The sequence below is a fragment of the Psychrobacter sp. AOP7-A1-24 genome (assembly GCF_052376235.1).
Classification (GTDB): Bacteria; Pseudomonadota; Gammaproteobacteria; order Pseudomonadales; family Moraxellaceae; genus Psychrobacter.
On sequence record NZ_JBQSVM010000079.1, the window covers coordinates 1 to 4,246 of the forward strand.

A 4,246-nucleotide genomic window follows, 5' to 3' on the forward strand; every position below is an offset into this window, starting at 1 on the left:
CAAGCATCTAGGGAGGCAACGAAAGCAGCACAAGAAATCAGAGAAGCGAGAACGGCGCTTAGTTGGAAATTTGTGTTTTTGTATGTTGGAGGGCTTTTAGCTGTTACCTTTGCCTTACTTTTGGGGTTAGTAGTTTACGCCCCTACTCTTGATGATATAGCAGACCGTAGAGCAACAGTAGCCGAGCTTAACAACCAAAATGGTGACTTAGATATTAGCCGATGCAAGGGTGAGTTATGCGTTAGAGTGATGAAAAAGAAATGTGATTTTGGGGCATCGAAGGATTATTGTGTTTTGGATTTAAAAGACTGATTATTACTTTAGATAGGAGCGTTAGAATAGCTCGAAAACGCTTTGTAGGTGTAGGCTTAGAAAGTTTAACTTGATGAACATATTATCAGAAACCACTAGACCAACAGACTTGATTTAATTCGTACTCATCTATTGTAAAGTCATTAGGGTAGTCTTTGAAACCTGACTTATCGCTAAGGAACTTCATAGCTTTTTCTGCCTCTTCTTTAGAGTCATAAACACCTAGAAGTTTCATGCGTTCTGTTAAGCCTTCAGCAGCGTGTTCAAGAACATACATCGTAGTCATAAAAAACCTTCCTAAAAAATGCGGATAAGCTAAGACTAATTTATTTTAGAGTTAAAAGCTAACGCCCTAGCGGTTGTTGGGTCAGAGTTAGCCAGGACAGGCGAAAAAGATTGCCTGATCTTGGCTAACTCTCGACCAAAGGGCAAAAGGTAGTACCTACTTCATCCCTTGATTTATCGGGCTTTACAGAGAGATAAATAAAAGAGTAAACTACAGAAACGAGTAAGCCCCAACAGTTGGAAGCTGTCAGGGCTTAATGTAATTAATAAGTGTGCGACCACCTAAAAACCACGAATCGATAACGTGTATTTTAGTTGGTTGCACACTCTAAGACAAGGCTTTTTTGTATTTGGTTCGGTAGGGTTCAGTAATTTTTAAGTAACCCATACTACTACCTGATGTAAAACTGAAATTTTATAGTGTACGCAATCAAACAAATAGACCCGACCGACTGGCAGAGCGTCAGCACTCTAGCCCAATTCTACGCAGACCTAGCGACTAACCCCTATTGCACCAATGACAAGGGGTTTAGCCACATCCGCACCAAGTCACACGCTATAAAACACACCTACATACAACCTAATCACCCCGAGATTATCAAGTGGCTTGTTTTTGATATTGACGACCCACAAGCCCTATTCGCTTACCATGATAAGGGGTTACCACGTCCGCAAATTATCATCAAAAACCCCGAAAATGGACACGCCCACTACGCCTACAGACTAACAACGCCAGTGGGTAACTGGCGCAAATCAAGCCAAAAGGCGATGCGATACCTTGCCAGTGTGCAAAAAGCCCTACGATTAGCGTTAGAGGCAGACAAAAGCTATGGTGGCAACCTAGTTAAAAACCCTTGCCATGCCTCGCACGATGTATATTTGACAGGGGCTAAGCCCTCTTACACTCTTGCCGAGCTTGCCGAAAACTTAGACCTAGAGCTTTCTCAAGCGCAAGAGCCAGCTAATGACGAAGGATATGGGCGTAATTACTCGGTATTTGAACACGTTAGACCATACGGTTATGCTTTAGCATCTGCGCCTTACAGCGAGCTTGTAAGGCAGTTACAGCCTATTGCAGAGCAGTATAATCAGCGTTTCGATGTACCCCTATTCCCTAATGAGCTAAAACACATTGTCCGCAGTATTGCCCGATATTGTGTACGAAAGGACTTCACAGCAAGCCATAAAACATGGTCAGAGCTTCAAAGCCATCGCTCAAAAATGAGATGGGGTGATAACACCGACAAGCAAAAACAAGCCCGAATATGGGCATCTGAAGGCATGAAAATAGGGGTCATTGCGGAGCGTTTAAGTATATCACCTAGAACCCTTACACGGTGGGGCATACAGAAGAAGTTAAAGTAAAAATCGGACATCCCATAATCAGATAATAGCCCGAAGGGGGTTTTGATGGTTGCCGTTAAGCTCAGCTAATCAATTTTTACGCTGCTTTGCTCTGCCCCAAAATCATCGAAAATTAATCAGTCTTTTTCAATCGACCGCAGTCGATTGCCGTGACTCTGCTAACAAGCCTAATGTTCTACCGTTTCGTATCTGCCCCTTCAAACCTGTCTTGATTATCCGTCTAATTGGCTCAAATTAGCCTCCTGCTGCCGTTCTTCTGGTGTGCCCGCTACCCTAGTATCGTTTGTTAATTTCTAAGCGCTTGTAGCCCATTTAAGAGCGTCCGTTATTTTTGGTTTTTTGGGTTTCTTGCAGTGAGTTAACAAAGCTATTGCAATGCACTAACATCGTTAGTATAATGGGCTGCATTAATAACTTGAGGTCTTATCATGGCAAATATGCTACCAGACAGAAGTGACAGTACGTTCACTTGCAGAGCCGACAAGGAATTGGTTGATGCGTTCAAGCGCATAGCCAAAGATAACAACCGCACCGCAAGCCAACTGGTTAGGGATTATATGATGGCTTACGTGAAGAAAAACGGTCAAGGCAAATTAGATTTAGACTGAATTATTTTCACCAGAATCACTGACCATAGCTTGTCTTAATTCTTCAAGCAGAGGTTCGATCCGTTTTATATCGGCAGGACGGGTAATGTGAGTGCTAGCGTTCTCAAGTATGAATTTGGCGATACCAGTATTAGTCTTGGCAAGGGATAAAAACATACCACCGATGATTACTTTTTGACCAGTTTCTAATGAATTTTTTTTAGTCATTAACCGTTTTCTTTCGGCTTCATTTCTTGCTAATTTTTGTTCTATAGTCAGCATAGTGTTATCCGTATCTGAAATTGTTTGTGCTAGTATATCATTGTAGTTTTGGCTTTTCACTTATCTGTCTTTTTAGATAAGTGCGCATTTACGACTTGATAATTTTATTCCACGTTGTTCCATAAAATATCAAATCCTAAATACGTCCTGCGGAGCAAAAGCCAAAACCTTAAAGACCTTACTAGCGAGATTTTGAAAATGGCGATTTACTATGCGACCACAAAACCGATTAGCCGTACTAGTGGCAGAAGTGCAACTGCATCGGCTGCGTATCGTGCAGGGGTGAAAATTGAGGATAAACGCTCAGGTAAAACACACGACTATAGCAAGCGTGGCGGTGTAGAAATGGCGTTTGCTTTCGATAAGAACTTTAAAAAAATTGACCGAAGCGAGTTATGGAATAAGGCGGAGCTAGCCGAAAATCGTAAAGATGGGCGCACTGCTAGGGAGTGGGTTTTAGCCATACCTCACGAGCTGATACCCAAAGACAAAGACAAGCGCAAAGACTTCAAAAAAAACGAGGGTGCAAGGCTAGCGGTCAGGTTCGCCAAAGTCTTAGCAGAGCGATATAACGTAGCCGTTGATGTGGCTATTCATACGCCTGATAAGCAGGGCGATAACCGCAATTATCACGCTCATATTATGACCACGACAAGAGAGTTCAGCCTTACAGATAATGGCATTGAGCTAGGCGACAAAGCAGCTATTGAGCTATCCAACACCAAGCGTAAAGCGTTGGGGCTAAGTTCCTCAACCACTGAAATCAAAGAGTTACGCAAGGAATGGGAAAACATCGTAAACGTTCAGTTAGAAAAGCTAGGTATTGATGAACGTATCGACCATCGAACCCTAAAGCAGCAAGGGATAGAGCAGAAACCGACAATTAAGATGGGTTGGAAAGCGTCAGCAATGGAGCGTAGAGGTATTGCGACCGACAAAGGCGATCTAAACCGAGAGATTACCGCAGACAATCAGCAGTTGCGTGATTTACAGATAGAGTTTGCAGCCCTTACAGAAGCTAAGACAGAGATAGAGAACGTCAAAGAGCAAGCCAAAGGTATGCAGGACTTCAAAGCAGAATATGAGTTATTCAAACAAGAGCAGCAGCAACAAAAATTAGAACGTCAGGAACTCGAAAAAACCCACGAAAAGCAGCAGGACAGAGGCATTGAACCATGAGCGATGACAGCACAAAACAGCATCTATTTGCATTGATGGCACACGCAGAAGAACAGCAAAAGAATATTGACCAAACCTTAGACATCATCAACAAACAACAAGCCCAGATAGAGAGCTTGCACAAACAACTACCAAACCTCGCTCAGCACTTATTTACGGACTCTCTCAATGGCGCTAGAACGTCCATAGAAAGTGATTTAAGTAACCATGCAACCAAAGCGGCTCAAGACCTTAGA

The 4,246-nt window shown here is 42.8% G+C and carries 5 protein-coding genes and 1 pseudogene; 4 read left to right on the plus strand and 2 right to left on the minus strand.

Going from position 1 to position 4,246, the window contains the following annotated elements; all coding sequences use genetic code 11:
* Positions 1–312, plus strand: a pseudogene (locus ACT3QQ_RS13600) (hypothetical protein); the annotation flags it as partial.
* A gap of 85 nt (positions 313–397) precedes the next feature.
* On the opposite strand, the gene ACT3QQ_RS13605 reads toward ACT3QQ_RS13600, so the two are convergent.
* Positions 398–598, minus strand: coding sequence for a DUF7336 domain-containing protein (locus tag ACT3QQ_RS13605; protein WP_193030088.1), 201 nt, complete (start codon positions 596–598; stop codon positions 398–400).
* A gap of 419 nt (positions 599–1,017) precedes the next feature.
* On the opposite strand from ACT3QQ_RS13605, the gene ACT3QQ_RS13610 reads away from it, so the two are divergent.
* Complete coding sequence (locus ACT3QQ_RS13610) at positions 1,018–1,962, plus strand: replication initiation protein (protein ID WP_193030095.1); 945 nt, start codon at positions 1,018–1,020, stop codon at positions 1,960–1,962.
* Positions 1,963–2,561: 599 nt separating this feature from the next.
* On the opposite strand, the gene ACT3QQ_RS13615 is transcribed toward ACT3QQ_RS13610, so the two are convergent.
* A complete protein-coding gene (locus ACT3QQ_RS13615; protein WP_444528395.1) occupies positions 2,562–2,891 on the minus strand; it encodes a hypothetical protein in 330 nt (109 codons plus the stop codon).
* Positions 2,892–3,029: 138 nt separating this feature from the next.
* Here ACT3QQ_RS13615 and ACT3QQ_RS13620 point away from each other — a divergent pair, with 138 nt between their 5' ends.
* Positions 3,030–4,010: a MobA/MobL family protein gene (locus tag ACT3QQ_RS13620; RefSeq protein ID WP_193030091.1), complete on the plus strand. Its 981-nt coding sequence runs from the start codon at positions 3,030–3,032 to the stop codon at positions 4,008–4,010.
* A partial coding sequence (locus tag ACT3QQ_RS13625) for a hypothetical protein (RefSeq protein ID WP_444528396.1) occupies positions 4,007–4,246 on the plus strand: 240 nt, incomplete at its 3' end. The genes ACT3QQ_RS13620 and ACT3QQ_RS13625, both read left to right, overlap by 4 nt.